Below are 22,466 nucleotides of genomic sequence, written 5' to 3'. Positions count from 1 at the left end.
GTCCATCCTGTCAATCATATCAGTTCTATAACCAGCAAAAACTATCGAACCTCCAATTTAATGTTAAAAGTAAAATCCATTTCTTCATAAACTATTCCTTTTCTTAAAAATTTTATTATTTGTAAATTTATCTTATTTTTATAAGCCTTGGATTGCTCTCGTCAAACAGACTTACCCCATCCACTTCTTCTAACTGCCAGTCATCTCCATCAATTCCAGTTCCTTCTGTTTTTTCAACTATTTTTTTGCCATTTTTACAATAAGTAACAGTTTCTTTATTGACATCATGGATTATCTTATCTGATGTACAAGCCTTAGCTTTATGTCCTCCACTTTTTCTTGTTTTTCCTTTTGCAAAACTTAATGTTCCCATTACGAGAATTAACAATACTAGTAATACTTTTTTCATAAAAATTAATAAATTCCTTTCTTAGTTGTAATATTTTTCGCTAAATTTTATCATACTAAACTAAGATTTTCCTTTTTTTTTTGAGTTTAAAAAATTAAAATTTAATAAATAGAATATACATTAACTGTTTTAAGGAGATAAACAAAAAAATTTCAATATTATTGAAAAAATTTTTATAGGAAAATTTCTTTAACTTCATTTAGGTTTGCTGGTTTAGAATTTTAGGGATTTAGAAGGTTAGGAGGTATATTAAGATTTAGTTTTCGTATATAATAAGTAGCGAATAACAGACATTTATAATATTAACAACTTTTTAATTCGTTTAAAATTGTAATCAAATCAAAATAAGATATAATGTATATTAGATTTTCGATATCAAAAATTGTGAAGAAAATTTGTTTTTTATGATTTTTGATAAAAATTAATCGAAAAATTAGAATTATTGAATGTTTTTATTTGAAAATTTATGAAGGAGTAATTAATTTATGAAAAAATTAGTACTAGGAATATTTTTATTAGGGATAATTGTATTTGGTCGTTCTGGAGAAGTTGGGAAAAAGGATATTGGGGAAACAAACGGGTATTGTCAGAATGGTGTTATTTTAAAGAAATGGGAAATTGAAAGAGGAGATTTTTCACCGATAACAAAAGCGAGAGTAAAATATGAAGTTTGCGTACTGGATGGATTAAGATATAGAAATATTATTGCTGAATTAGAAGGAAGAGATGATTTTCAAAATTCAGAATTGAGAAATTATATTCAAATAGTTGACAGTCCAACGACAGTAGATTACGATAAAAGAATTCTTTATTTAAGAATATGGAATTAGTTAAGTTGTAATTTAAGAATTCGATTGCAGAGTTAAGTATAAAAAATATTTTTAAAAGGAGATTTGAAATGAGAAAAATACTACTATCATTGTTTTTGGTAGCCACTTTGTCATTTGCAAGAAGTGTAAATGAAACAGTTGCACAGATAAGAAGAGATTATAATGAGACTAATAGTTATAAAAATTATCGTGTTGAAACAGATGAGTTTGATATGAGTGAAGGAGCAGTTGAAAAAAGATATTATAGAAATGGTGATTTAAGAAAAGTTGTTACTGAAATGTATACAGGTTGGGGAAATATTATAACGGAATATTATTTAAAAAATGGAAAAACATATTTTAAATATCGTACACAATATGTATATCCAGCAAAGAGTACTTCCAAAGAAAGATTTTACTACAATGAAGATGAAGTTTTAGTAAGATATATTGATGAGAATGGAAGAACTTATGATGATGAAGATGGGTTATATGGTATTGATAATAGTGAAATTTATTAATAGTAGTAATAAAAAATAAAAGGGAGATTACCTATGAAAAATAAAATACTGATTTTAGCCTGTGTTGCAGTATTTGCATTTTTTCTAGGCGGAGCTTTTTTAGTGTACAGTTCGTATATAAAAACGCAGGAATTGCAAGCGAAAGTGAAGCTAGAACAAGAAAAGACAAAACAGGAAATGATAAAAAGTCAGAACGAACAACAACAAATGGCATAAGTAACAACTTCACTGGAAACCTTGACACCAGCGGCTGCTAAAAAAAGGCTGAGTTAATGGATAGAATGAGCTCCGTTCCAGAAAATAATATGATAACTGCAGGTGAAGTATTTGAGGCTTGGGATAAAGAATTGAATAAAATTTATAAACTTATTATGTTTGAATTACCAGAAAGCCAAAAAATAAAACTACGAAATGAAGAAAGAGCTTGGTTAAAAAGAAAAGATAAAGAAATGGATAAAGCAGCGGAAGAAATGGCGATGGGAAGAGATGAAAATGGAGAATTGGTAGGCTGTGGAACAGGTTGTGGACATGCTTCAAGAGCAATGAATATTGAAATGACAAAAGAAAGAACGATAAGAATGTATGATAAGTTGCATGCTAATTAAATTATGGGAAATAGACAAAAGCTAGGAGTGATTCTTTTATAAAAGATTATATTAGATAGTGAGTATAAAGCAATATATTACGATGAAAATACAAGATATGTATTACTGAAAGCTCAAAACGTTCAGAAAGAATAGTAACTATAAGTTGTAGATGTAGCAGGTTATGTTAAGGTTTACGATTTTCCAAATGAATCAAATCAAAGATTGTATAGTTAAAATTAAAAAGGCTGTTTTAAAATTGACAGCCTTATTTTTAGTAAAAGACACTTTAGCTATTTCAAAATTAAATAATATTATTCTCAATTTAAATAAAAGATTTATTATAAATTTCAAATTAATGTTGAAATATTCTCATCATAAACTTATTTTTTTTATTTTAAAAAAAACTTGTAATTGAATAAAATTAGGAGTACAATAAAATTGAAAGAAGGGGGAAAATAGTAATTTAAATGAAATTTGAACGATAATTAAAAATGGACAAGAAAGTAAAGTTACTGGGAAATTAAATAGTGATGTAAAATTTGGGAGAGAGATGGTTATTAAAAATCATCTCTCTTTATTATCTTTATTTAATACCATAAAAGATTAATCCCGTTTTCCTTACATATTTTTACAATTTCAGGTGTCCATACCGAAGCTTGAACTTCTCCAATATGAGCCTTTTGTAATAGAAACATACAGATTCTCGATTGTCCGATTCCTCCACCAATTGTCAATGGTAATTCATCGTTTAGAAGCATTTTATGGAAATCAAGATTTTTTCTTTCTTCTAGGTTTAATTCTTTTAATTGACGTTCTAATGCGACTTTGTCAACACGGATTCCCATTGAAGATAGTTCTAATGATCTGTCTAAAACTGGATTCCACATAATTAGATCTCCATTTAATTCCCAGTCATCATAATCTGGAGCACGTCCATCGTGTCTTTTTCCAGAATTTAACACTTTTCCAATTTGCATAATGAAGATTGCTTTATGTTCTTTTGCAAATTTATCCTCTCTTTCGGTTGGAGTTGAATCAGGATATAAATTTTCTAGTTCTTGTGAAGTAATAAAAGTAACTTCTTTTGGCAAGAATTTTTCAAATTTTTCAAATTTTTCAGTCAATTCTTTTTCTGTATTTAAAAAGGCTTGATATATTTTTTTAACAGTTGCTTTTAAAAAGTCAACATTTCTGTCTTTTTTTGAAATAACTTTTTCCCAATCCCATTGGTCAACATAAATTGAATGTGTATTATCCAAATCTTCATCTCTTCTGATGGCATTCATATCCGTATAAATGCCTTTTCCATTTTCAACACCATACTGCTTTAATGCGATTCTTTTCCATTTTGCAAGTGAATGTACAATTTCCAATGTCACATCTGGCATTTCTTTCATTTCAAAAGCCACAGGTCGTTCAATACCATTTAAATTATCATTTATCCCAGCAGCCCTTCTAACAAACATCGGTGCTGAAATTCTCGTTAAATCCAATGCTTTTGCAAGTTCTTTTTCAAAGCAATCTTTTGTTGCTTTTATAGCAATTTCTGTTTCCATGATTCCATATTTTGGATCATAATTTTTTGGAATTATAGTTTTTGACATATACTCTCCTTCTTTCTCAATTTTTTTATTCTACCTTTAGATGTTATCAAAATTATTATTTATTGTCAAATTTTTTTAAATTTATTCTATTTAATACAGATTTTATAAGAAATAATTCTTTTTTTGCCCCATTTTATAGTAAATTTTTATGAAAAAGATAAAAATCATTATTTGCAACAGTTTCCTAGAAATTTTATTATTTTAATGCTGAGATTAGTAAGTTATAAATAAATATTGTAATGATTATAAAATTATGATAAAATTAAATAAAGAATTCTGAATAATAAATTATTAATGGATTATACATAAAATTATGCGTATTTAGAATTATAGCAAAATTATTTTAAAATGAAACTAAAAAGTTAAAATATAAAAATGGAGGAGAATTATGGGATTATCAAAGGGAAAATTGTTAAATATTTATGAGCGAATGCTAAATATTAGAGATTTTGATTTGAAAGTGAATCAGCTTGTAAAAAGAGGAATGGTGCCTGGAATGACACATTTGTCAGTGGGAGAAGAAGCTGCGAATGTTGGGGCAATTGAGGCTTTAAATGCTGATGATCTGATTACGTCTAATCATAGAGGACATGGACAAGTTATTGCGAAAGGGATTGACTTGAATGGAATGATGGCTGAAATTATGGGAAAAGCTACTGGAACTTGTAAGGGAAAAGGTGGTTCAATGCATATTGCAAATCTGGAAAGTGGAAATTTGGGAGCTAACGGAATTGTAGGAGGTGGACACGGAATGGCAGTTGGTGCGGCTTATAGCCAAAAAGTGAAAAAAACTGGAAAAATTGTAGTTTGCTTTTTTGGAGATGGGGCTACAAATGAAGGGAGTTTTCATGAGGCTATGAACTTGGCTTCGATTTGGAAAGTGCCTGTAATTTTTTATTCGATTAATAATGGTTATGGAATTAGCACTTCAATTAAAAAGGTTACGAATGTAGAACATCTTTATCAAAGGGCTGCTGCTTATGGAATGCCGGGATATTTTATTGAAGATGGAAATGATGTACTTTCAGTTTATGAAACTTTTGAAAAGGCTGTGGAATATGTAAGGGAAGGAAACGGACCCGTTTTTGTCGAAAGCGTAACTTACAGATGGTTTGGGCATTCTAGTTCTGATCCAGGTAAATACAGAACAAAAGAGGAAGTTGACGGATGGAAGCTGAAAGATCCTAATGTAAAATTGAGAAATTATTTACTTGAAAACAATATTGCGACAGAGGAAGAATTGACAGAACTTGAGCAAAAATCGAAAAAACAAATTGAAGATGCAGTGGAATTTGCCAAAAATAGTCCAGAACCTACGCTAGAGTCTGCATTTGAAGATGTATTTGCAGATTAAAGATTAAATTATAAGTGAATATAAAATGAAAGATTATAAAATTTGAATTAATCTAGTAATTGTAAAAACAGAAGTTATGGAAACAGTAAAAAATAGAGAAAAATATCAAAAATTAAAATTGTAAAATGTAGTATTAATCAAGTTTTAAATTTTACAAGTGGCTAAAAAAATTAGAAAAAAGGGAGATAAAGAATGGAAACAAAGTTGATGTCTGTAAAAGAGGCAATTATTACGGCGATGTCAGAGGAAATGAGAAGAGATGAAAATGTATTTTTAATGGGAGAAGATGTTGGAATTTTTGGTGGAGATTTTGGAACATCTGTTGGAATGTTGGAGGAATTTGGGGAAGAACGAATAAAAGATACTCCAATTTCAGAATCTGCAATTTCTGGAACTGCGATTGGAGCTGCAATGACTGGACTTCGTCCGATAGTTGATGTCACATTTATGGATTTTATTGTTTATATGATGGATAATATTGTGAATCAAGCAGCAAAGACAAGATATATGTTTGGAGGTAAAGGTCAAGTACCTGTAACTTTTAGATGTGCGGCGGGTTCTGGAGTGGGATCGGCAGCACAGCATTCACAGTCACTTGAAGCATGGTTTACTCATATTCCAGGAGTAAAAGTTATTGCACCAGGAACACCTGCAGATGTAAAAGGGCTTTTAAAATCGGCAATTCGTGATAATAATCCAGTAATTTTTCTTGAATATAAGGCACAATATAATATGAAGGGGGAAGTTCCAACAGATCCTGAATTTATTATTCCTCTAGGAAAGGGAGAAATAAAAAAAGAAGGGAAAGATATTACGATTGTAACTTATGGAAGAATGCTGGAACGAGTGATGAAGGCGGCAGAAATTGTGGAAAAAGAAGGGATTAGTATAGAAGTTGTAGATCCTAGAACATTGATACCGTTGGATAAGGAGATAATTTTAGATTCTGTCAAGAAGACAGGGAGAGTTATTTTGGTGAATGATGCTCACAAAACAAGTGGATTTATTGGAGAAATTTCGGCGATTATTTCAGAAAGTGATGCATTTGATTATTTGGATCATCCAATTGTGAGATTGGCTGGGGAAGATGTTCCTATACCATATAATCATACTTTAGAAACAGCAATGATTCCGAGTGTGGAAAAAATTGTTGAGGCAATAAGAAAAGTAAAAAATAAACAATAGTAGAAGGTGAAAAATAAGATGGAAAATAGCAAATTGAGAGCTACGCCTGCTGCGAGAGATTTAGCTAAAATGATGGGAATAGATTTGTTAAATGTCAGAGGCAGTGGGGCTAAAGGCAGAATTCATAAAGAAGATGTGGAAGAATTTAATTTTGAGAAAAAAGTGAGAATTACTCCGCTGGCTAATAAAATAGCACAAGAATACAATATTGATTTGAGTACAGTAGAAGGTAGTGGGCATAATGGAAAGATAATGAAAGAAGATATTTTGAATATCATTGCTAAACCGAAAGAAACTGAAGAATTGGCAAGACATGAAAAAGCGATATTGGCTGAAAAAGAACAAGTGGAAGAAGCTGATATTGAAGTTATTCCAATGTCGCCAATGAGAAAAGTAATAGCTAAAAGAATGTCAGACAGTTACTTTACAGCACCTACGTTTACGTTAAACTATGAAGTTGATATGACAGAATTGATTTTATTGAGAAAAAAAGTTATGGATACAATTATGGAAAATACAGGTAAAAAGATAACTGTAACAGATTTAATTTCATTTGCTGTAGTTAAAACACTGATGAAACATAAATACGTGAACTCAGAGTTGTCTGCAGATGGAACACAAATTACATTGCATAATTATGTAAATTTATCAATTGCTGTTGGAATGGATGACGGACTTTTAGTACCAGTAATTAAAGGTGCGGATAAAATGTCATTAAGCGAATTGGTAGTTGCGTCTAAAGATATTATTAAAAAGGCATTAGCGATGAAATTGAGTCCTTCTGAACAAAGTGGAAGTACGTTTACAATTAGTAATTTGGGAATGTTTGGGACACAAAGCTTCAATCCGATTATAAATCAGCCTAATTCAGCGATTTTAGGAGTTGCTGCGACAGTTGAGAAACCAGTAGTTGTAGATGGAGAGATTGTAATTAGACCAATAATGACAATGTGTTTAACAATTGACCATAGAGTTGTGGATGGGCTTGCTGGAGCTAAATTTATGCAAGATTTGAAAAAATTATTGGAAAATCCATTGGCAATGTTAATTTAGAAAATTTGAAATACTATAAATACCATTAAATAAAATAAAGGAAGTGAAATAAATGGCAGTAGAAGTAATTATGCCTAAAGCTGGAATAGATATGACAGAAGGGCAAATCGTGAAATGGAACAAAAAAGAAGGGGAAAAAGTAGAAGAGGGAGAAATTTTACTTGAAATAATGACAGATAAAACAAGTATGGAATTAGAGGCAGAGGCTTCAGGATACTTGATTAAAGTGTTGAAACAAGATGGAGAAACTGTGCCAGTTACAGAAGTTATTGGGTACATTGGAGCTGAAGGAGAAGAAGCACCAACAGGAGCGGCATCTCAAGCAACATCAGAACCAAAAGCAGCAGAACCAGTGGCAGCAGCTCAATCAGCAGCTTCAGCTTCAAATGAACCAAAAGCACCAAAAGGTGACGATGAATTTGATGTAGTTGTAATCGGTGGAGGACCTGCAGGATATGTAGCAGCAATTAAGGCGGCACAATTAGGTGGAAAAGTAGCGATTGTGGAAAAAGTTCATTTTGGAGGAACTTGCTTGAATAAAGGATGTATCCCTACGAAAACATTCTTGAAAAATGCTGAAATTATCGAAGGAATTGAAATGGCAGGAAGAAGAGGAATTATCTTGGAAAATGATAAATTCACAATTGATATGCCAAAAGTTGTTAAATTGAAAAATGATATCGTAAAAACATTGACAAATGGAGTTCAAGGATTATTGAAGAGTAATGATGTTAAGATTTATAACGGTATTGGGAAAATAAATGTCGATAAAGATGTTGTTGTTACAAATGATAAAGGTGAAACTGTGTTGAGAACTGATAAAATCATTTTAGCAGGTGGTTCAAAAGTAGGAAGAATCAATATTTCAGGAATTGACAGTCCAAAAGTATTGACAAGTGATGATATTTTAGATATTCAGCAAATTCCTAAATCATTAGCTGTAATTGGTGGAGGAGTAGTTGGAATTGAGTTGGGACAAGTATTTAATTCATTTGGTTCGGAAGTAACTGTTGTGGAAATGATGGATAGAATTATTCCTGGTGTGGATAGAGAATCTTCTGAAACATTGAGAAAAGAATTAGAGAAAAAAGGAATGAAAATCTTTACTTCGACTGCAATTAAAGAGATCGTTGATAATGGAGATACATTGACAATTAAAGTTGATGGTAAAGATGATATTGTGGCTGAAAAAGCGTTATTGTCAATTGGAAGAGTGCCTGATTTAGAAGGAATTGGGGAAATTGACTTGGAATTGGAAAATGGCAAAGTTAAAGTAGATAAATATATGGAAACTAGCGTGAAAGGCATTTATGCACCTGGAGATATTAATGGAACTAGAATGCTGGCACATGCAGCGTTCAGAATGGGAGAAATTGCGGCAGAGAATGCAATTCAAGGAAACCACAGGGCAACAAGACTGGAAACAAATTCTTCAGCTTCAATTTATACTATACCATCAGCAATTTATACTGTACCAGAAGTAGCAATGGTTGGATTGACAGAAGAACAAGCTAAAGAAAAATATGATGTAAGTGTAGGTAAATTTGCATTTTCAGGAAATGGAAGAGCATTGGCATCAGGAGAATCAGCTGGATTTGTAAAAGTTATTGCAGATAAAAAATATGGAGAAATTTTAGGAGTTCATATCGTAGGGCCTTCAGCTGCTGAAATCATTAACGAAGCTTCAACATTAATGAAAATGGAAATTACAGTTGATGAAGTAATCAAAACGATACACGGACACCCTACTTATTCAGAAGCATTGTTTGAAGCATGTGCAGATGTTTTAGGGGAAGCTGTTCATTTACCTAAAAAAAGAAAATAGAATGAAAGAGGGCTATTTGTTATGATTTATTATATTAGTAAAACTCATGATACTGCGTTTAATATTGCTTTGGAAGAATATTGCTTTAAAAAATTAAAGGATGAAGATGAAATATTTCTGTTGTGGATAAATGAACCTTCAATAATTGTTGGAAAATATCAGAATACAATTGAAGAGATTAATACAGAATATACTAGAGAAAAAGGGATTCATGTGATTCGTAGAATTTCTGGTGGAGGAGCAGTTTATCACGATTTAAATAATTTGAACTATACAATTATTTCTAATAGAGATAAAGGACAGGAAGGTTTCAATTTTAAAGAGTTTTCAAAGCCTATAATTGAAACATTGGCAGAATTAGGAGTGAAAGCCGAATTTACAGGAAGAAATGACCTGGAAATAGATGGTCAAAAATTTTGCGGAAATGCACAGGCTTACATAAAAGACAGAGTAATGCATCATGGCTGCCTTTTATTCAATGTTGATTTTAGTGCTTTGGGAGATGCTCTGAAAGTTTCTAAAGATAAAATAGAATCAAAAGGTGTAAAATCTGTTAGAAGCAGAGTTACGAATATATTGCCTCATTTGAAAACTCCGATTACAGTTGAAGAATTTGGCGATAAAATTATGGAATATATGAAAAAGCAGTATCCAGATATGAAGGAATATGTTTTTAGCAAGGAAGAGCTCGACTATATTGCTAAAAGGGCTGAAGTCAAGAGAAGCTGGGAATGGAACTACGGAGAGTCGCCAGAATTTAATATAACTAGAGGGAAAAGATTTAAAAATGGAAAAATTCAGATCTTTGCCACAGTTGAAAATTCTAGAATTAAAAATATTAAATTTTATGGGGATTTCTTTGGGAAAAATGAGGATTTGAATGAAATTGAAAATCTTTTGAAAAATGTGAAATATACGGCAGAAGATGTTAAGGAAAAATTGGAATCAATTGACATTGGAGAATATTTTTCTAAATTTACTGTGGATGAGATTGTGGAAGTTATTGTGGAATAGGGATTGGTTGTAAAAAATATTTTTTAGAAGCATAAACAAAATTAAGTTATTGAATAATCTATGACAAAAAAAATAAAAAATGTTACTCTTAAAATAGAAAAAGAAAATCTAGAATTTTTTAAAAAATATTCAAAAGAGAATAAAATTGAGATGTCATCTTTTGTTCGTAACTTAATTTTAGATAAAATAGATGACGAAATAACTGAAAAAGATGAAAAACAAATATTGAAAAGACTGGAAAAAACAATTTCTGTTGAAGATGTTTTTAAAAGATTAGAATTATAGCAAAATAAAATTACATTTTAATTTCTTGTCAAGGAATGAATATATAATAGACCTGTTCGATAACTATACAAACTTAGAATTTAATAAAATAAATATCTTGAAGCAAAGGGTCTTGACCCCTTGTATAGATAAAAAAACTTAGGTTATCAAACATATCTAATAATAAAAAAACTAGATTTTTCTAGCTTTTATACTAAACATTAATAGGGAATAGTGTTAGATCTCAATTTTTATTATATTATATTTTTTTAATTGACAATAATTTTTTATTAAATAGTTTTAGTAAAAAATGTAATAAAAGCTGTAAAATAAAAAAATGTAAAGAAAAAAAACTTGACAACTTGTCAAAATTTTTGTATAATCATAGTACATTTAAAATAATAAATTTTAAAATTATTAAATAGTATGGAGGTAACATTTAATGTTAAAATTAAGATTGACTAGATTGGGAAGAAAGAAAGTTCCTTTTTATAGAATAGTAGCTATGGAGGCTTTATCTAGAAGAGATGGAAAAGCTGTTGCTTATCTTGGAACTTTTAATCCGCTTGTTGAAGATGACAAGCAAGTAGTATTGAAAGAGGAAGAAATCTTGAAATACTTGTCAAATGGTGCTCAGCCAACTGAAACTGTTAAAAGTATTTTAACAAAAGCAGGAGTATGGGCAAAATTCCAAGAAACTAAGAAAAAATAGTTATAAACATGCACTTTATAGAATTATATTTTATAATTGCCATAGTATTTGTCCTAAAAGTTAAAAATTAGGGCAAATTTTTTATTGACTTGAAAGATAAAAATGGACAGCTTTGGAATAAAATACAATAAGCAAAAAGGTGTATTTGAAATAAGAGATAAAAATAGAATTTATAAAATATTGACAAAAGAATAAATAAAAGGTGAATGTAATGGAAAAATATAAAACAAAAATAGATGAAATTTTAGAAAAAATTTTTAATATGAGAACAATTAATAAGAGAATAACAAAGGAATCTTTAAATCAGAATAATGAAAAACTGAAAAAAATTTACGAATTATTGGAAAAGCCTTGTGAAAATAAGAAAATCATTCATATTGCAGGAACAAATGGGAAAGGTTCAACAGCGACATTTTTGGAAAATATTTTTTTTGCGGCTGGATATTCAGTTGCTAAATTTACTTCACCGCATATTTTGCAATTTAATGAGAGAATCTTGGTAAATAAAGAGATGATTTCAGATGAGGATGTCGTGAAGTATTGTGAGGCTGTTATGAATGTTTTAGAAAAAAATAGATTGCAAATAAATTTTTTTGAAATAACAACTTTCGTAGCTTTACTTTATTTCAAAGAAAAAAATCCTGATTTTATATTTCTAGAAACTGGACTAGGTGGAAGATACGATGCCACAAATATTGTAAAATCAACAATAGCGGCTATAACAAATGTAAGTTTTGACCATGTCGCCCTTTTGGGAAATTCGCTTTATGAAATTGCAGACAGGAAAGCTGGGATTATAAAGGATGGAGAGCTTTGTATCTATGCTCAGAATTTGGGTGAACTGGAAGAGGCTGTGAAAAGGGAAACTGATAATTCAGTAAATGTTTTGAAAAAATATAAAAATTTGCAGGTTGAATTGGATAATCGAAATTATAAGACAGTTGTGAAAATTACTGAAAATAAGAATTTGGAAAAAACATTTGTGTTGCCACTTTTTGGAAAATTTCAGGCAAATAATTTTTTGATTGCCTACGAGATCGCTAAGATTTATGAGATTGGTGACAAAGCTATTCAAAATGGAGTTAGTCAAATTTCATTGGCTGGACGATTTGAGATTTTTTCACAAGATCCAACTACAATTTTGGATGTTGCTCATAATGAAGATTCCGTAAAGGTTCTGACGGAAAATTTGAATGAACTTTTTAAAGATGATGAAGTGATTTTTATTCTCTCAATACTTGGAACAAAGAATATTGTAACTATTTTTGAAAAGATTTTGGGAAAAAATTATAAAATTTTTATAACTTCACTAAAAGAGGTAACTTACGGACTTTCTGCTGATGAAATAAAGAAAAATCTAGAAGATTCAAATATTTCTACAAAAAATATTATTTTTGAAGATGATATTTTAGAGGCTTATAACAAGGTAAAGGAAATGGTTTTAAAAAAAGATAATTCATATAAGGCGATTGTAGTTTGTGGATCTTTTTATGAAATTGCGAAGTTTAAGAATTTGTTTTTATAATAGATCTGTTTAGAAATCGTACATATTTAAAATTTAATAAGATAAAGATTGTTTAATAAGGGGCTAATGTCCCTTTTTATTTAAATTAATAAAAATATTATCTCTCTTTTATTTTTGAAAAAATATGTTATACTTATAATAGGGAAAATCTATTTTGATAATAAAAGTTTATATAATACTAAGTTCTATTAGAAAAAACAGAAATTTTTGGTAATAGTTTTGCTAAAAAGAATTGACTATGAGTTAAAAAAGAGGAAAATATGGAAAAATATGTTATGTTTAGAGGGAAGATTGTTGATAAATGGTATGATTTTGACAAAAGGGCTCATTATCATATTGTAGCTGTAGATAAAAATGGGAAGAAGTATGATTTGGCGATTAATATTGGGAGCATTTATGAGAAGAAAAATGAGATTATTTCTTCAAATTTGAAGGTATATTACAGGAAAAATTATTTTTGTGAAGAAAGTGTAATTTCTAAGATGTTATTACAAAAATCTGGAATTACAGAGTGTAATGAGAATTTGTGCTTGGATTATGTCAGAATGAAATTATTTTCACATAATAAAATGATTCAGATGAAGGGATTTGATGAAAAGCATGTATATTTGACAGGAATTATTGAAAAATATGTTGAAAAGGCTAAAAATAATGAAAATTATGAGGTATTTGCATTTGGGAGGCTTTATGCTAATGGGAAAGGGTTACATGATATTCATTTAAATCAGGGGAGTACAGACAAATTTAGAAAAAATGATGCCAAATATTCAGATGGTGGATTATTTTTTAGAAATAGAAAAAGCAATAGGATTACAGCCATATTTATTGCATTTATTACTCAAAGTCTAGATGAAAGTTTTTAAAAAGGGGAGTGTGATAAAAAATGCTTATAAAAATAAAAAAAACTGATGAAATAAAACTTAAAATGAAAAGGGAAGACTTTTGGAAATATATTTTTATTTCGCATGAAAAGGCTAAAAATAATAATGAATTTATAGATTATTTGATAGATATTCTATCTAAAAAAACAGATGAAGAAATTTTTGATTTTGAAATAATCACTTTTGAGTTAATGCGGGAAAGCTATAATGAAAAATTATGGTGTGCTTCGTATCTTGTAAATGGTGATACTGCGAGCTGGAGTTTTGATTTTTTCAGACTTTGGCTTATTTCACAAGGGGAAAAGATATTTTATTCAATTATGAAAAATCAGGATAATTTGTCAGAATATATCAATATATCATTTGAGACAAAATTTATGACGAATTATTTTGAAAATGAAAATTTTGCTTTCATTTCAGCTTATGCCTTTGCTAGAAAAAATAATTCACATAATATTTTAAATAAAGAAATTATTAAAATTAACGGTAAAACCATTTTTAGAGATGATTTTATTGACAGTTATAATAAAAAATTAAATGAATATAAAAGAAAAATAGGCTACATAAATAAAAAATATCCAAAAATAACATTTCACTGGTGTACACAATTTCCAAGCAGTATGAAGGAAGTTTGCCCAGTTTTGTTTAAGAAAATGTATTTTTAGCATAAAATAAATCTAATAAAAATTAAAATAATTGTTAAAAAAGTAAAAAAAATTCTTCTTAAAGGTTGAAATATTAACAAATATGTTTTAAAATATAATAAATAAATTTTAAGGAGGCAGAAAAATGAAAAGTTTAAAAGAGGATTTTTCTTTAATGTCAAGTTTGTTGATACCAGTAGCAGTAGCTATTAATTTTACAGGTTTTGGACTTATTAAATTACTACAAGTTCCAATATTTCTAGATTCAATTGGAACAGTATTTATCAGCCTTATAGCAGGACCTTGGGTTGGAATTGTAACCGCTGTTATTACAAGTTTAATTACAGGAAGTTTTTCTCCTGAATATTTTGCATTTATACCAGTGGCAGTAATTATGGCACTTGCTATGGGATTTTTAGCAAGATTTAGAATGAAAAATATTGTAATAAAAACATTAGTATGTGCATTTTGCCTTGTATTTATTGCAATAGTTGTATCTGCACCAATAATAGTAATGGTTTATGGTGGAAATACTGGAAATTCCACATTTGGAGTAACTGCATTTTTCCTAGCAACAGGTCAAAATATTTGGACAGCTGTTTTTAGTACGAATTTTATTACAGAAACAACCGACAAAATTATAACAGCAATAGTTGCAATGGCAATAATTAAAGCAATGTCGCCTAGATATTTGATAAAATTCAAATATGGAGAAAATTATATAAATAATCAAAAGGATAGAATATAAATAAAAACAAGGAAAATAAATAAATTATGAAAAAAGATTTTTTTAAAAAGCTTTACCCGCTGACAAAACTATATTTGGCTTTAACATTGATAATATCAGCATTTATTGCTCCAAGTCACATTTATGATTATTCAATGATAATAATTTGTGGAATTATAGTTTCTTTTGAAAATAAATTGAAAGTTTATAGTAAAAGAATATTTTTAAGTTTATTTTGGCTTTTTACAGCGATATTTATTATTCAAAGCCTTTTTATACCAGCAGGTGAGGTATGGGTAAAATTTGGATTTATTTCAGTTTATAAGGAAGGAGTAATGAAAGCTGTAGGTTTGACATCTAAATTAACGGCAATTGTAAGCGCTTTAACAATGCTGACTTTAATAACTCCAATAAAAGACTTTACTCTTGCACTTGAAAAAAAAGGATTAAATCCGAAAGCTGCATTTATTTTAATGCTTACTTTGCAAACGATACCCGAAATGAAAAAGCAAGCAAATGTCATTATGGATTCGCAAAAGGCGAGGGGAATTGAAACTGAAGGAAATATCCTTGTCAGGGCAAAAGCGCTAATTCCCATATTTATTCCGCTTGTACTTTCTTCCATTGCAAATACAGAAGAGCGGGCAATTACATTAGAATCACGTGGATTTTCTGTTGGAGAAAAGAGAACAATATTATACGATATTAAAGAAACAAAAAATGATAAAATTATGAAAATTATGCTGGCCATTTTTATAGTGCTGTGTATTGTATGGAGGGTGTTATGGGTTATTTCAAAATAGAAAATGTGAACTACAAATATCCGCTTGAAGACAAACAAGCCTTGAAAAATATTAATATCGAGATAAAAAAAGGCGAATTTTGGGCTGTAATTGGAAAAAATGGGAGTGGGAAAACGACATTTTGTAATATGTTAAGGCGGTTCGTGCCTGATTTCTACAAAGGGGAACTGACAGGAAAAATAACGCTGGAAGATAAAGAGCTGAAAAATTATTCTCAAAAGGAACTTGTGCAGAAGATTGGATTTGTATTTCAGAATCCGTTTACGCAAATTAGCGGAGTAAAAGATACCGTTTTTGAGGAAATTGCTTATGGGCTCGAAAATTTAGGATTAGAGAAAGAAGAAATAATTTCTAGGGTTGAAGAAATATTGAAACTGCTTGAAATTGAAAAGCTGCGTGACAGAAATCCTTATGATTTGTCTGGCGGACAAAAGCAAAGAGTGGCACTTGCCTCAATTATCGCAATGAATCCTGATGTTCTAGTCATTGATGAGCCAACTTCACAGCTTGATCCAAAAGGAACAGAAGATATTTTTAAAATTATAAATTTAATGGCAAATGAGGGAAAAACAATAATTCTGGTTGAACATAAACTTGAACTTATTGCAGAATATGCCCAAAATATCCTTGTTCTTGATGAAGGGGAAATAATTTTGAGCGGAAAAGCTAAGGAAGTTTTAAATAATAAAATCTTGCTGGAAAAGGAAATTGGTATGACACAGTATTCGATACTTGCCTATGAACTTGAAAAAACAGGAAAAGTTGAGCTTGAAGAAATTCCTATAACAAAGGAAAAAACAGTGGAGTTATTGAAAAAATAAAGTAATAAAAAATAAAAATTGTTAAGCAAATCTTAAAAATATTTATTTAAAAGGAAAAATTATGAAACCAAAAGATTTAAAAAATAGAATCGTTCTTGTAAAAGGCGATATTACCGAATATCCTGCTGATGTGATTGTTAATGCCGCAAATTCTTCCTTGCTTGGAGGCAGTGGTGTTGATGGTGCAATTCATAGAAAAGGCGGAAGAGAAATAACAGAAGATTGTATGAAAATACGTGATTCTCAAGGGAAATGCAACGTTGGGGAAGCTGTTATTACAAGAGCAGGAAATATGCCATTTAAAAATGTAATTCATACAGTTGGACCTGTCTGGCAGTCAGGAAAAAATAATGAAACAAAATTGTTTGCAGAAAGACTGTTAAAAAAAGCCTATATCTCAAGTTTAGAATTGGCTGAAAAAAATAAACTGAAAAATATTTCCTTTCCAAATATCTCGACTGGAGTGTATAGATTTCCAAAAGATTTAGCTGCAAAAACGGCTATTAACGCTGTGGTAGAATATTTGGAGAAAAGCGATTTTATAGAAAAAGTAAATTTTGTATGTTTTGAAAATGAAAATTTTGAGATTTATAGAAAGTTATTGGAAGAGAAAGGGATTTTATAAATAAAATTTTAAAAGGAGCTATAATTATGAGTTTTATTACTATGAAAAATTTGAATTTTAAATATCCTAATGGTACGGAAAATGTACTTAATGACGTTTCTCTTGAAGTTAAAAAAGGGGAGAAAGTTGCGATTATTGGGCAAAATGGCGCTGGGAAAACAACGATGGTAAAAATGTTGAATGGGTTGTTAAAGCCAGTAAGTGGAGATGTTGTTGTAGATGATTGGAATACAAAGAAGTATACCGTTGCCAAAATGAGCCGAAAAGTCGGATATGTCTTTCAAAATCCAATGGATCAGATATTTCATAACAATGTTTATGATGAAATAGCCTTTGGAGCAAAAAAATTAAAATATTCTCCTAATGAAATAAAAAAGATGGTAGAAAATGCCATAAAATTAACAGAACTTGAAAAATACCAAAGAGAAAATCCATATAACTTGCCATATTCATTGAGAAAATTTGTTACAATAGCCGCAGTGATTGGGATGGGTTCAGACGTTATTGTGATGGATGAGCCGACAGCAGGGCAAGATTTTAGAGGAATGAGAGTTTTGCATAATTTGATTGACGAACTTCAAAAGCAAGGGAAAACGATTATAACAATAACTCATGACATGGAATTTGTAGTAAAGAATTTTGACAGGGTAATTGTAATGACAAATGGAGAAGTTATCGCTGATGGAGATAAATGTGATATTTTTTGGCAATTTGATACGTTGAAGAAAAGTATGGTGAAACAGCCGTATATTAGTGATTTGGCTAGGGAATTGGAATTAGATGAGAAAGTTTTAAATGTTACAGAATTTGTGGAAAATTATTAAAAATTTTCTCAAATTAATAGGTAAAGATTTTTTTATAGTATAAAATTGTAAAGAAACAGACATTTGTAGATAGAAAAATTGGTTAAACTGCCTTAAAATATAGGGCAGTTTTTATATTAATGATTTATATCATAATTCAAATTGTAGTTGTCTATTATTTTTTAAGTCGAGGATAACACACCAAAAATAAAAAAATCTTTTTTCCTTACAGATATCATTTACAGTTTTTTTTTGTAAAATTTTTTATTATATTATTGTAAAATTTAATTCAAAATGTTATCATAAAATAAAGAAATGTAAAGAAATTTATAAATAAGGAGAGATTTTTTATGTTATATCCGATGAAGTTTAAAAAATTTTTTGTGGAAAAAGTGTGGGGTGGACGTGAATTTGAAACAAAATTAGGAATGAAGCTGCCTGAAGGTAAAAAAATTGGAGAGTCTTGGGAAGTATCGGCACATCCTAATGGAATGGGTATTGTAGAAAATGGTGCTTTGGCTGGACAAAGACTGGATGATATTTACAAGGAGTATAGAGGAGAACTTACGGGAAAAAAGGTTTATGAAAAATATCCAAATAAATTTCCGCTTCTTATAAAATATCTGGATGTAAATGACAGACTTTCTATTCAAGTCCATCCAAGTGATGAAACTGCCTTAAAAAAACATAATGAATTTGGGAAAAGCGAATCTTGGTACATAATGGAGGCGAGTGATGATGCGACTTTAATTATGGGAATGAAGCCTGGTATTACAAAGGAAAAATTTTTGGAAAAAGTAGAAAAAAATGATTTTGATGGATTATTTGAAGAAAAGTCTGTAAAAAAAGGGGATTTTATTGATATTACGCCAGGTACAGTTCACGCTTCATTAAAAGGGAGTGTAATTTTTGCAGAAATTCAGCAAAATTCAGATGTTACTTATAGAATTTATGATTTTGACAGAATTGATAAAAATGGGAAGAAAAGGGAACTGCATTTGCAGGATTCGGCTGATGTGATTGATTTTGGAAAAGAAGTAGAAATTAAGAATACTGATTTTGATGAATCTGAAAATAGAAAAGATATTTTGAGAAAGAATATTATAGAAAAAGAATATTATTCAATTGAGAAAATAAGATTTAATAGTTGTTTTGAAGATACAAATGCTGAAAGTATGACGATTTACTCGTTTCTTGAAGGAGAAGGGAAAATTGTGTGGGAAGACAATGGAGAACTTTCTGTTAAAAAGGGTGAAACAGTTTTAATTCCTGTTGGAATTAAGACAAAAACTGTTGGGAATTTTGAAATTTTAAGAACAATAATTTAAGTAAATAAAGGCAAGGATTCTAGTTTGTTTTTAGTCAAAAATTAGATGATTTGCCTTGTTTTTTTAGTAGGAATATGTTATTCTAATATTATACTAATTATGTTTTATAATCAAATATTATATAATATATTGGATTTTATAAAAATATGATTTCTTTAAAATTATATTCAAACCTATTTAAAATTGAACTATTAAAAATCATATAAACTTAGGATTTAAGTAAGATAGTCATAGTTTTTGAGTTTGATTTCAAGAGTATTTAGTATAAATTGGGAAAAAATAAAAATTGGAGGAAGTAGTTAATGATAGGAATTATTGGGGCAGTGATTGAAGAAGCTGAAGCAATAAAAAAGGAAATTAAGGACATTAAGTCAAACGTAATAAATGGAATATCTTTTTTTACTGGGAAATTTAATGATAAAGATGTTGTTTTTGTACAATCTGGAATTGGGAAGGTGAATGCCGCAATTACAGCGACTTTATTAATAGAAAAATTTGAAGTAAATGAAGTTATTTTTTCTGGGGTAGCTGGATCATTGGATGAAAAATTGAAAGTTGGAGATGTTGTTATAGGGTGTGATATTGTTCAGCATGATGTTGATGCTACAGCATTTGGGTATAAAATGGGACAGATTCCACAAATGAAAGAATGGGCTTTTGAATCGGATAAGGAACTGATTGAAAAGACTGGAAATATATCTGATTTTGATCATCATATATTTTATGGAAGAATTTTGACTGGAGATCAGTTTGTGAGTAAAAAGGATTTGAAGATTCAGCTTGGGAAGGATTTTGAAGCACTTTGCGTGGATATGGAAAGTGGAGCTGTAGCTCAAGTCTGTACAAGATTAGGTGTGAAATTTTTAATAATTCGTTCAATTTCTGATTCAATCACAGATGAATCTGGTATGGAGTATGAAACTTTTGTAAAATTAGCAGCAAAAAATTCTACAAAAATATTGGAAAATATAATTTAATAATACTAAGTTTAGTGAAAAATAGAATAATATTGTAATTTATGATATAAAAAATTAGGAAATGAAGGGAGAAAAATATGAGTTTTCGATTAAATCCGTTTAAAGTGATGAGAGCTGTAGGAATTGTTGCAATTGTAGTTTACGGCGTAGTACTTGTTACAGGATATAAGAAATCAAAGGTAACTACAACTGAAAGTGTTACAAAAGATATGAAAATACGGAATAAAGATTTTTATAAATCAAAAGATTATAAAAATAATCTGACTTTACCAAATCAAGTTGTAGAAAATAATAATGAAGCGGTTGCAAAGGAGTTAGAGCAAACTAAACCCGCAGAAACTGTAGATCTACAAAAAGATTCAGATACCAGTAAGCAGCAAACTGATAGCAAAGTGGCAGATAAAAATAAAAAAAAGGAAGAACAGGTAAAATTAGAAATGCAAAAACAGGCTCAACAAAAGCTAGCTGAACAAAAACAACAGGAAAAATCAAAAATTGCAGCAAAACAAGCTGAACTAAAAAAACAGCAACAGTTAGAAGCGGCAAGAAAAGAACAAGCGGCAGCACAAGCAAGGGCAGAGGCGGCTAGACAGCAGGCAAGAGAAGAAGAAAATAAAAAAGCAAGAGAGGAAGCAGCAAAACGAGCTAGAGAAAATGCCAAAAAGCATCAAGGATCTAAAAAATACATTCAAGTAGCTTCAGTAACGACAGAAGCTTCAGCAAGAGGAATAGCCAAGAAACTTGGTGGAAACTTTTATTATAAAAAAACAACTGTAAATGGTAAAACAGCCTATGTAGTAATGTCGAATATGACAGATAATCCTAATACACTAAAAGCGATGGAAAATCAAGCTAAAAGAGCAGGCAGTGGTTATATGATCCGTTCAGTTGGGAAATAGGAGCAATGAAAAAATTATAAAAAATTGAAGAATAGGAATAAAATAAATTTTATGAGTAAAAATTATAAAGGAAATATTACACCAAAAGAAATCGAAAATGAAATAAAAACAGCTAAAAGCATCATTTTGACAGTACACGTTAATCCTGATGGAGATGCACTTGGTTCAGTTTTAGCATTTTATTTTATGATAAACGAGTATTGTAAAAAAAATAATATTGAAAAAGATATAAAAATCATTGTTGATGACAAATTGCCTAAATATATGCGATATTTTGAAGACGCAAAGTTAATTTGGAACTATGAAAAATTTTATGATGAATTTAATAAAAATTTTCAAAATGATGAAAAATTTGATTTGTTCATAAGTTTGGATTGTGCAAATGAGGAAAGATATGGAAGAGCTGTGGAAATAAAAAAATTAAGTGAGAAGTCGATAAATATTGATCATCATATAAGTAATACTGAACATGCTGATTTTAACTATGTGGAAGATATTTGCAGCACAGGTGAGCTTTTGTATCAATTTTTAGAAATTTTTGGTATTGAATTGACAAAAAAAATTGCTGAGTATATGTATCTTGGAATAATTAATGATACTGGAAACTTTAGACATGATAATGTTACAGAAAAAACTTTTCTTGTTTGTTCAAAATTAATTGGAGCAGGTGTAAATAATCATGAAATTGCCAATATTATTTTTCAAGTTAGTGAAAAAAAAGTTGAATTAATTGGTGAAGTTTATAAAAATAAAAAAATTAACGAAAAATATAAGTTTGTCAGTTATTATTTGACACAGGAAAAAATGAAGGAACTGGGAATTGAAAAAGATGATACAGATGGTACGGCGGAAATGCTGTTAAGAATAGAAGGAATGGAAATCTCTCTTTTTGTAAGAGAAAATATTGATGGCTCTCTAAAGGGAAGTTTTCGTACTAATGATAAATATGATGTAAATAAGATAGCTTCAATTTTTGGTGGTGGAGGACATATAAAAGCTGCTGGATTTAAAACAGATTTATCTTTTGAGGAAATTTTGAAAAAGACATATAGGGAATTAGAAAAATAATTTTGAATGAAAATATTTTTTAATTTAA

The 22,466-nt window shown here is 29.6% G+C and carries 25 protein-coding genes; 23 read left to right on the top strand and 2 right to left on the bottom strand.

The genetic code is table 11. The features are described from left to right. Window positions 1-127 precede the first annotated feature (127 nt). Window positions 128-409 (bottom strand): hypothetical protein, encoded by a 282-nt coding sequence (locus tag F1564_RS08205; protein ID WP_018450540.1) that lies wholly within the window; start codon window positions 407-409, stop codon window positions 128-130. Window positions 410-894: 485 nt separating this feature from the next. Between F1564_RS08205 and F1564_RS08200 the strand changes: the two genes are divergently transcribed. The 4 genes from F1564_RS08200 to F1564_RS10345 all read left to right on the top strand — a co-directional run bounded on the left by F1564_RS08200 (window position 895) and on the right by F1564_RS10345 (window position 2,344). Continuing rightward, window positions 895-1,239, top strand: coding sequence for a hypothetical protein (locus F1564_RS08200; RefSeq protein WP_018450541.1), 345 nt, complete (start codon window positions 895-897; stop codon window positions 1,237-1,239). 68 nt (window positions 1,240-1,307) lie between these two features. After that, the gene (locus F1564_RS08195; RefSeq protein WP_018450542.1) at window positions 1,308-1,739 is read left to right on the top strand and encodes a hypothetical protein; all 432 of its coding nucleotides are present in this window, start codon (window positions 1,308-1,310) and stop codon (window positions 1,737-1,739) included. Window positions 1,740-1,772: 33 nt separating this feature from the next. After that, the gene (locus F1564_RS10350) at window positions 1,773-1,955 is read left to right on the top strand and encodes a hypothetical protein (RefSeq protein ID WP_018450543.1); all 183 of its coding nucleotides are present in this window, start codon (window positions 1,773-1,775) and stop codon (window positions 1,953-1,955) included. Window positions 1,956-2,011: 56 nt separating this feature from the next. Beyond that, on the top strand, window positions 2,012-2,344 hold the full coding sequence (locus tag F1564_RS10345; protein WP_018450544.1) for a lysozyme inhibitor LprI family protein: 333 nt from the start codon (window positions 2,012-2,014) through the stop codon (window positions 2,342-2,344). Between the two features lie 569 nt (window positions 2,345-2,913). Here F1564_RS10345 and asnA read toward each other — a convergent pair. Continuing rightward, the gene (gene asnA, locus F1564_RS08185; RefSeq protein ID WP_018450545.1) at window positions 2,914-3,930 is read right to left on the bottom strand and encodes an aspartate--ammonia ligase; all 1,017 of its coding nucleotides are present in this window, start codon (window positions 3,928-3,930) and stop codon (window positions 2,914-2,916) included. A 388-nt stretch (window positions 3,931-4,318) separates the two neighbouring features. On the opposite strand from asnA, the gene F1564_RS08180 reads away from it, so the two are divergent. From F1564_RS08180 to F1564_RS08090, 19 genes are all read left to right on the top strand, one after another. Continuing rightward, the gene (locus F1564_RS08180; protein WP_018450546.1) at window positions 4,319-5,284 is read left to right on the top strand and encodes a thiamine pyrophosphate-dependent dehydrogenase E1 component subunit alpha; all 966 of its coding nucleotides are present in this window, start codon (window positions 4,319-4,321) and stop codon (window positions 5,282-5,284) included. A 192-nt stretch (window positions 5,285-5,476) separates the two neighbouring features. Continuing rightward, window positions 5,477-6,469: an alpha-ketoacid dehydrogenase subunit beta gene (locus F1564_RS08175; protein WP_018450547.1), complete on the top strand. Its 993-nt coding sequence runs from the start codon at window positions 5,477-5,479 to the stop codon at window positions 6,467-6,469. Window positions 6,470-6,487: 18 nt separating this feature from the next. Next, complete coding sequence (locus tag F1564_RS08170) at window positions 6,488-7,522, top strand: dihydrolipoamide acetyltransferase (RefSeq protein WP_018450548.1); 1,035 nt, start codon at window positions 6,488-6,490, stop codon at window positions 7,520-7,522. A 52-nt stretch (window positions 7,523-7,574) separates the two neighbouring features. Continuing rightward, the gene (gene lpdA / locus F1564_RS08165) at window positions 7,575-9,347 is read left to right on the top strand and encodes a dihydrolipoyl dehydrogenase (RefSeq protein WP_018450549.1); all 1,773 of its coding nucleotides are present in this window, start codon (window positions 7,575-7,577) and stop codon (window positions 9,345-9,347) included. A gap of 21 nt (window positions 9,348-9,368) precedes the next feature. Beyond that, entirely contained in the window at window positions 9,369-10,361 is a 993-nt protein-coding gene (locus F1564_RS08160) for a lipoate--protein ligase (RefSeq protein ID WP_018450550.1), read from the top strand. A gap of 60 nt (window positions 10,362-10,421) precedes the next feature. Then, window positions 10,422-10,646: a DUF6290 family protein gene (locus F1564_RS08155; protein WP_018450551.1), complete on the top strand. Its 225-nt coding sequence runs from the start codon at window positions 10,422-10,424 to the stop codon at window positions 10,644-10,646. Window positions 10,647-11,067: 421 nt separating this feature from the next. After that, window positions 11,068-11,337: a 30S ribosomal protein S16 gene (gene rpsP / locus F1564_RS08150; protein WP_018450552.1), complete on the top strand. Its 270-nt coding sequence runs from the start codon at window positions 11,068-11,070 to the stop codon at window positions 11,335-11,337. Between the two features lie 211 nt (window positions 11,338-11,548). After that, window positions 11,549-12,862, top strand: coding sequence for a bifunctional folylpolyglutamate synthase/dihydrofolate synthase (locus tag F1564_RS08145; RefSeq protein ID WP_018450554.1), 1,314 nt, complete (start codon window positions 11,549-11,551; stop codon window positions 12,860-12,862). A gap of 260 nt (window positions 12,863-13,122) precedes the next feature. Next, on the top strand, window positions 13,123-13,725 hold the full coding sequence (locus F1564_RS08140; RefSeq protein ID WP_018450555.1) for a DUF2278 family protein: 603 nt from the start codon (window positions 13,123-13,125) through the stop codon (window positions 13,723-13,725). Between the two features lie 20 nt (window positions 13,726-13,745). Continuing rightward, window positions 13,746-14,408 carry a DUF4240 domain-containing protein gene (locus F1564_RS08135; RefSeq protein WP_018450556.1) on the top strand — a complete coding sequence of 221 codons (663 nt, stop codon included), beginning with the start codon at window positions 13,746-13,748 and terminating at the stop codon, window positions 14,406-14,408. 124 nt (window positions 14,409-14,532) lie between these two features. Further along, on the top strand, window positions 14,533-15,135 hold the full coding sequence (locus tag F1564_RS08130) for a histidine kinase (RefSeq protein WP_018450557.1): 603 nt from the start codon (window positions 14,533-14,535) through the stop codon (window positions 15,133-15,135). A gap of 26 nt (window positions 15,136-15,161) precedes the next feature. Beyond that, window positions 15,162-15,917 carry an energy-coupling factor transporter transmembrane component T gene (locus F1564_RS08125; protein WP_018450558.1) on the top strand — a complete coding sequence of 252 codons (756 nt, stop codon included), beginning with the start codon at window positions 15,162-15,164 and terminating at the stop codon, window positions 15,915-15,917. Then, the gene (locus F1564_RS08120; RefSeq protein ID WP_018450559.1) at window positions 15,899-16,738 is read left to right on the top strand and encodes an energy-coupling factor ABC transporter ATP-binding protein; all 840 of its coding nucleotides are present in this window, start codon (window positions 15,899-15,901) and stop codon (window positions 16,736-16,738) included. The genes F1564_RS08125 and F1564_RS08120 overlap by 19 nt, the downstream gene beginning before the upstream one ends. 61 nt (window positions 16,739-16,799) lie before the next feature. After that, window positions 16,800-17,363 carry a macro domain-containing protein gene (locus F1564_RS08115; protein ID WP_018450560.1) on the top strand — a complete coding sequence of 188 codons (564 nt, stop codon included), beginning with the start codon at window positions 16,800-16,802 and terminating at the stop codon, window positions 17,361-17,363. Between the two features lie 26 nt (window positions 17,364-17,389). Beyond that, window positions 17,390-18,187 carry an energy-coupling factor ABC transporter ATP-binding protein gene (locus F1564_RS08110; protein WP_018450561.1) on the top strand — a complete coding sequence of 266 codons (798 nt, stop codon included), beginning with the start codon at window positions 17,390-17,392 and terminating at the stop codon, window positions 18,185-18,187. 329 nt (window positions 18,188-18,516) lie between these two features. Further along, on the top strand, window positions 18,517-19,494 hold the full coding sequence (locus F1564_RS08105) for a type I phosphomannose isomerase catalytic subunit (RefSeq protein WP_018450562.1): 978 nt from the start codon (window positions 18,517-18,519) through the stop codon (window positions 19,492-19,494). Between the two features lie 302 nt (window positions 19,495-19,796). Then, window positions 19,797-20,471, top strand: coding sequence for a 5'-methylthioadenosine/adenosylhomocysteine nucleosidase (locus F1564_RS08100; RefSeq protein ID WP_018450563.1), 675 nt, complete (start codon window positions 19,797-19,799; stop codon window positions 20,469-20,471). 77 nt (window positions 20,472-20,548) lie between these two features. Then, window positions 20,549-21,370: a cell envelope integrity protein TolA gene (locus tag F1564_RS08095; protein ID WP_018450564.1), complete on the top strand. Its 822-nt coding sequence runs from the start codon at window positions 20,549-20,551 to the stop codon at window positions 21,368-21,370. A 51-nt stretch (window positions 21,371-21,421) separates the two neighbouring features. Next, the gene (locus F1564_RS08090; RefSeq protein ID WP_018450565.1) at window positions 21,422-22,438 is read left to right on the top strand and encodes a DHH family phosphoesterase; all 1,017 of its coding nucleotides are present in this window, start codon (window positions 21,422-21,424) and stop codon (window positions 22,436-22,438) included. The last annotated feature ends 28 nt before the right edge of the window (window positions 22,439-22,466 follow it).

The organism is Leptotrichia shahii (assembly GCF_008327825.1).
GTDB classification, from domain to species: Bacteria; Fusobacteriota; Fusobacteriia; order Fusobacteriales; family Leptotrichiaceae; genus Leptotrichia; species Leptotrichia shahii.
The sequence above is the reverse complement of the archived record's forward strand: the minus strand, read 5'-3'. Positions and strand labels throughout refer to the sequence as shown.

Coding starts and splice junctions, on each gene's coding strand:
- F1564_RS08205 (WP_018450540.1), bottom strand. CDS start 409: ATGAAAAAAGTATTACTAGTATTGTTAATTCTCGTAATGGGAACATTA.
- F1564_RS08200 (WP_018450541.1), top strand. CDS start 895: ATGAAAAAATTAGTACTAGGAATATTTTTATTAGGGATAATTGTATTT.
- F1564_RS08195 (WP_018450542.1), top strand. CDS start 1,308: ATGAGAAAAATACTACTATCATTGTTTTTGGTAGCCACTTTGTCATTT.
- F1564_RS10350 (WP_018450543.1), top strand. CDS start 1,773: ATGAAAAATAAAATACTGATTTTAGCCTGTGTTGCAGTATTTGCATTT.
- F1564_RS10345 (WP_018450544.1), top strand. CDS start 2,012: ATGGATAGAATGAGCTCCGTTCCAGAAAATAATATGATAACTGCAGGT.
- asnA (WP_018450545.1), bottom strand. CDS start 3,930: ATGTCAAAAACTATAATTCCAAAAAATTATGATCCAAAATATGGAATC.
- F1564_RS08180 (WP_018450546.1), top strand. CDS start 4,319: ATGGGATTATCAAAGGGAAAATTGTTAAATATTTATGAGCGAATGCTA.
- F1564_RS08175 (WP_018450547.1), top strand. CDS start 5,477: ATGGAAACAAAGTTGATGTCTGTAAAAGAGGCAATTATTACGGCGATG.
- F1564_RS08170 (WP_018450548.1), top strand. CDS start 6,488: ATGGAAAATAGCAAATTGAGAGCTACGCCTGCTGCGAGAGATTTAGCT.
- lpdA (WP_018450549.1), top strand. CDS start 7,575: ATGGCAGTAGAAGTAATTATGCCTAAAGCTGGAATAGATATGACAGAA.
- F1564_RS08160 (WP_018450550.1), top strand. CDS start 9,369: ATGATTTATTATATTAGTAAAACTCATGATACTGCGTTTAATATTGCT.
- F1564_RS08155 (WP_018450551.1), top strand. CDS start 10,422: ATGACAAAAAAAATAAAAAATGTTACTCTTAAAATAGAAAAAGAAAAT.
- rpsP (WP_018450552.1), top strand. CDS start 11,068: ATGTTAAAATTAAGATTGACTAGATTGGGAAGAAAGAAAGTTCCTTTT.
- F1564_RS08145 (WP_018450554.1), top strand. CDS start 11,549: ATGGAAAAATATAAAACAAAAATAGATGAAATTTTAGAAAAAATTTTT.
- F1564_RS08140 (WP_018450555.1), top strand. CDS start 13,123: ATGGAAAAATATGTTATGTTTAGAGGGAAGATTGTTGATAAATGGTAT.
- F1564_RS08135 (WP_018450556.1), top strand. CDS start 13,746: ATGCTTATAAAAATAAAAAAAACTGATGAAATAAAACTTAAAATGAAA.
- F1564_RS08130 (WP_018450557.1), top strand. CDS start 14,533: ATGAAAAGTTTAAAAGAGGATTTTTCTTTAATGTCAAGTTTGTTGATA.
- F1564_RS08125 (WP_018450558.1), top strand. CDS start 15,162: ATGAAAAAAGATTTTTTTAAAAAGCTTTACCCGCTGACAAAACTATAT.
- F1564_RS08120 (WP_018450559.1), top strand. CDS start 15,899: ATGGGTTATTTCAAAATAGAAAATGTGAACTACAAATATCCGCTTGAA.
- F1564_RS08115 (WP_018450560.1), top strand. CDS start 16,800: ATGAAACCAAAAGATTTAAAAAATAGAATCGTTCTTGTAAAAGGCGAT.
- F1564_RS08110 (WP_018450561.1), top strand. CDS start 17,390: ATGAGTTTTATTACTATGAAAAATTTGAATTTTAAATATCCTAATGGT.
- F1564_RS08105 (WP_018450562.1), top strand. CDS start 18,517: ATGTTATATCCGATGAAGTTTAAAAAATTTTTTGTGGAAAAAGTGTGG.
- F1564_RS08100 (WP_018450563.1), top strand. CDS start 19,797: ATGATAGGAATTATTGGGGCAGTGATTGAAGAAGCTGAAGCAATAAAA.
- F1564_RS08095 (WP_018450564.1), top strand. CDS start 20,549: ATGAGTTTTCGATTAAATCCGTTTAAAGTGATGAGAGCTGTAGGAATT.
- F1564_RS08090 (WP_018450565.1), top strand. CDS start 21,422: ATGAGTAAAAATTATAAAGGAAATATTACACCAAAAGAAATCGAAAAT.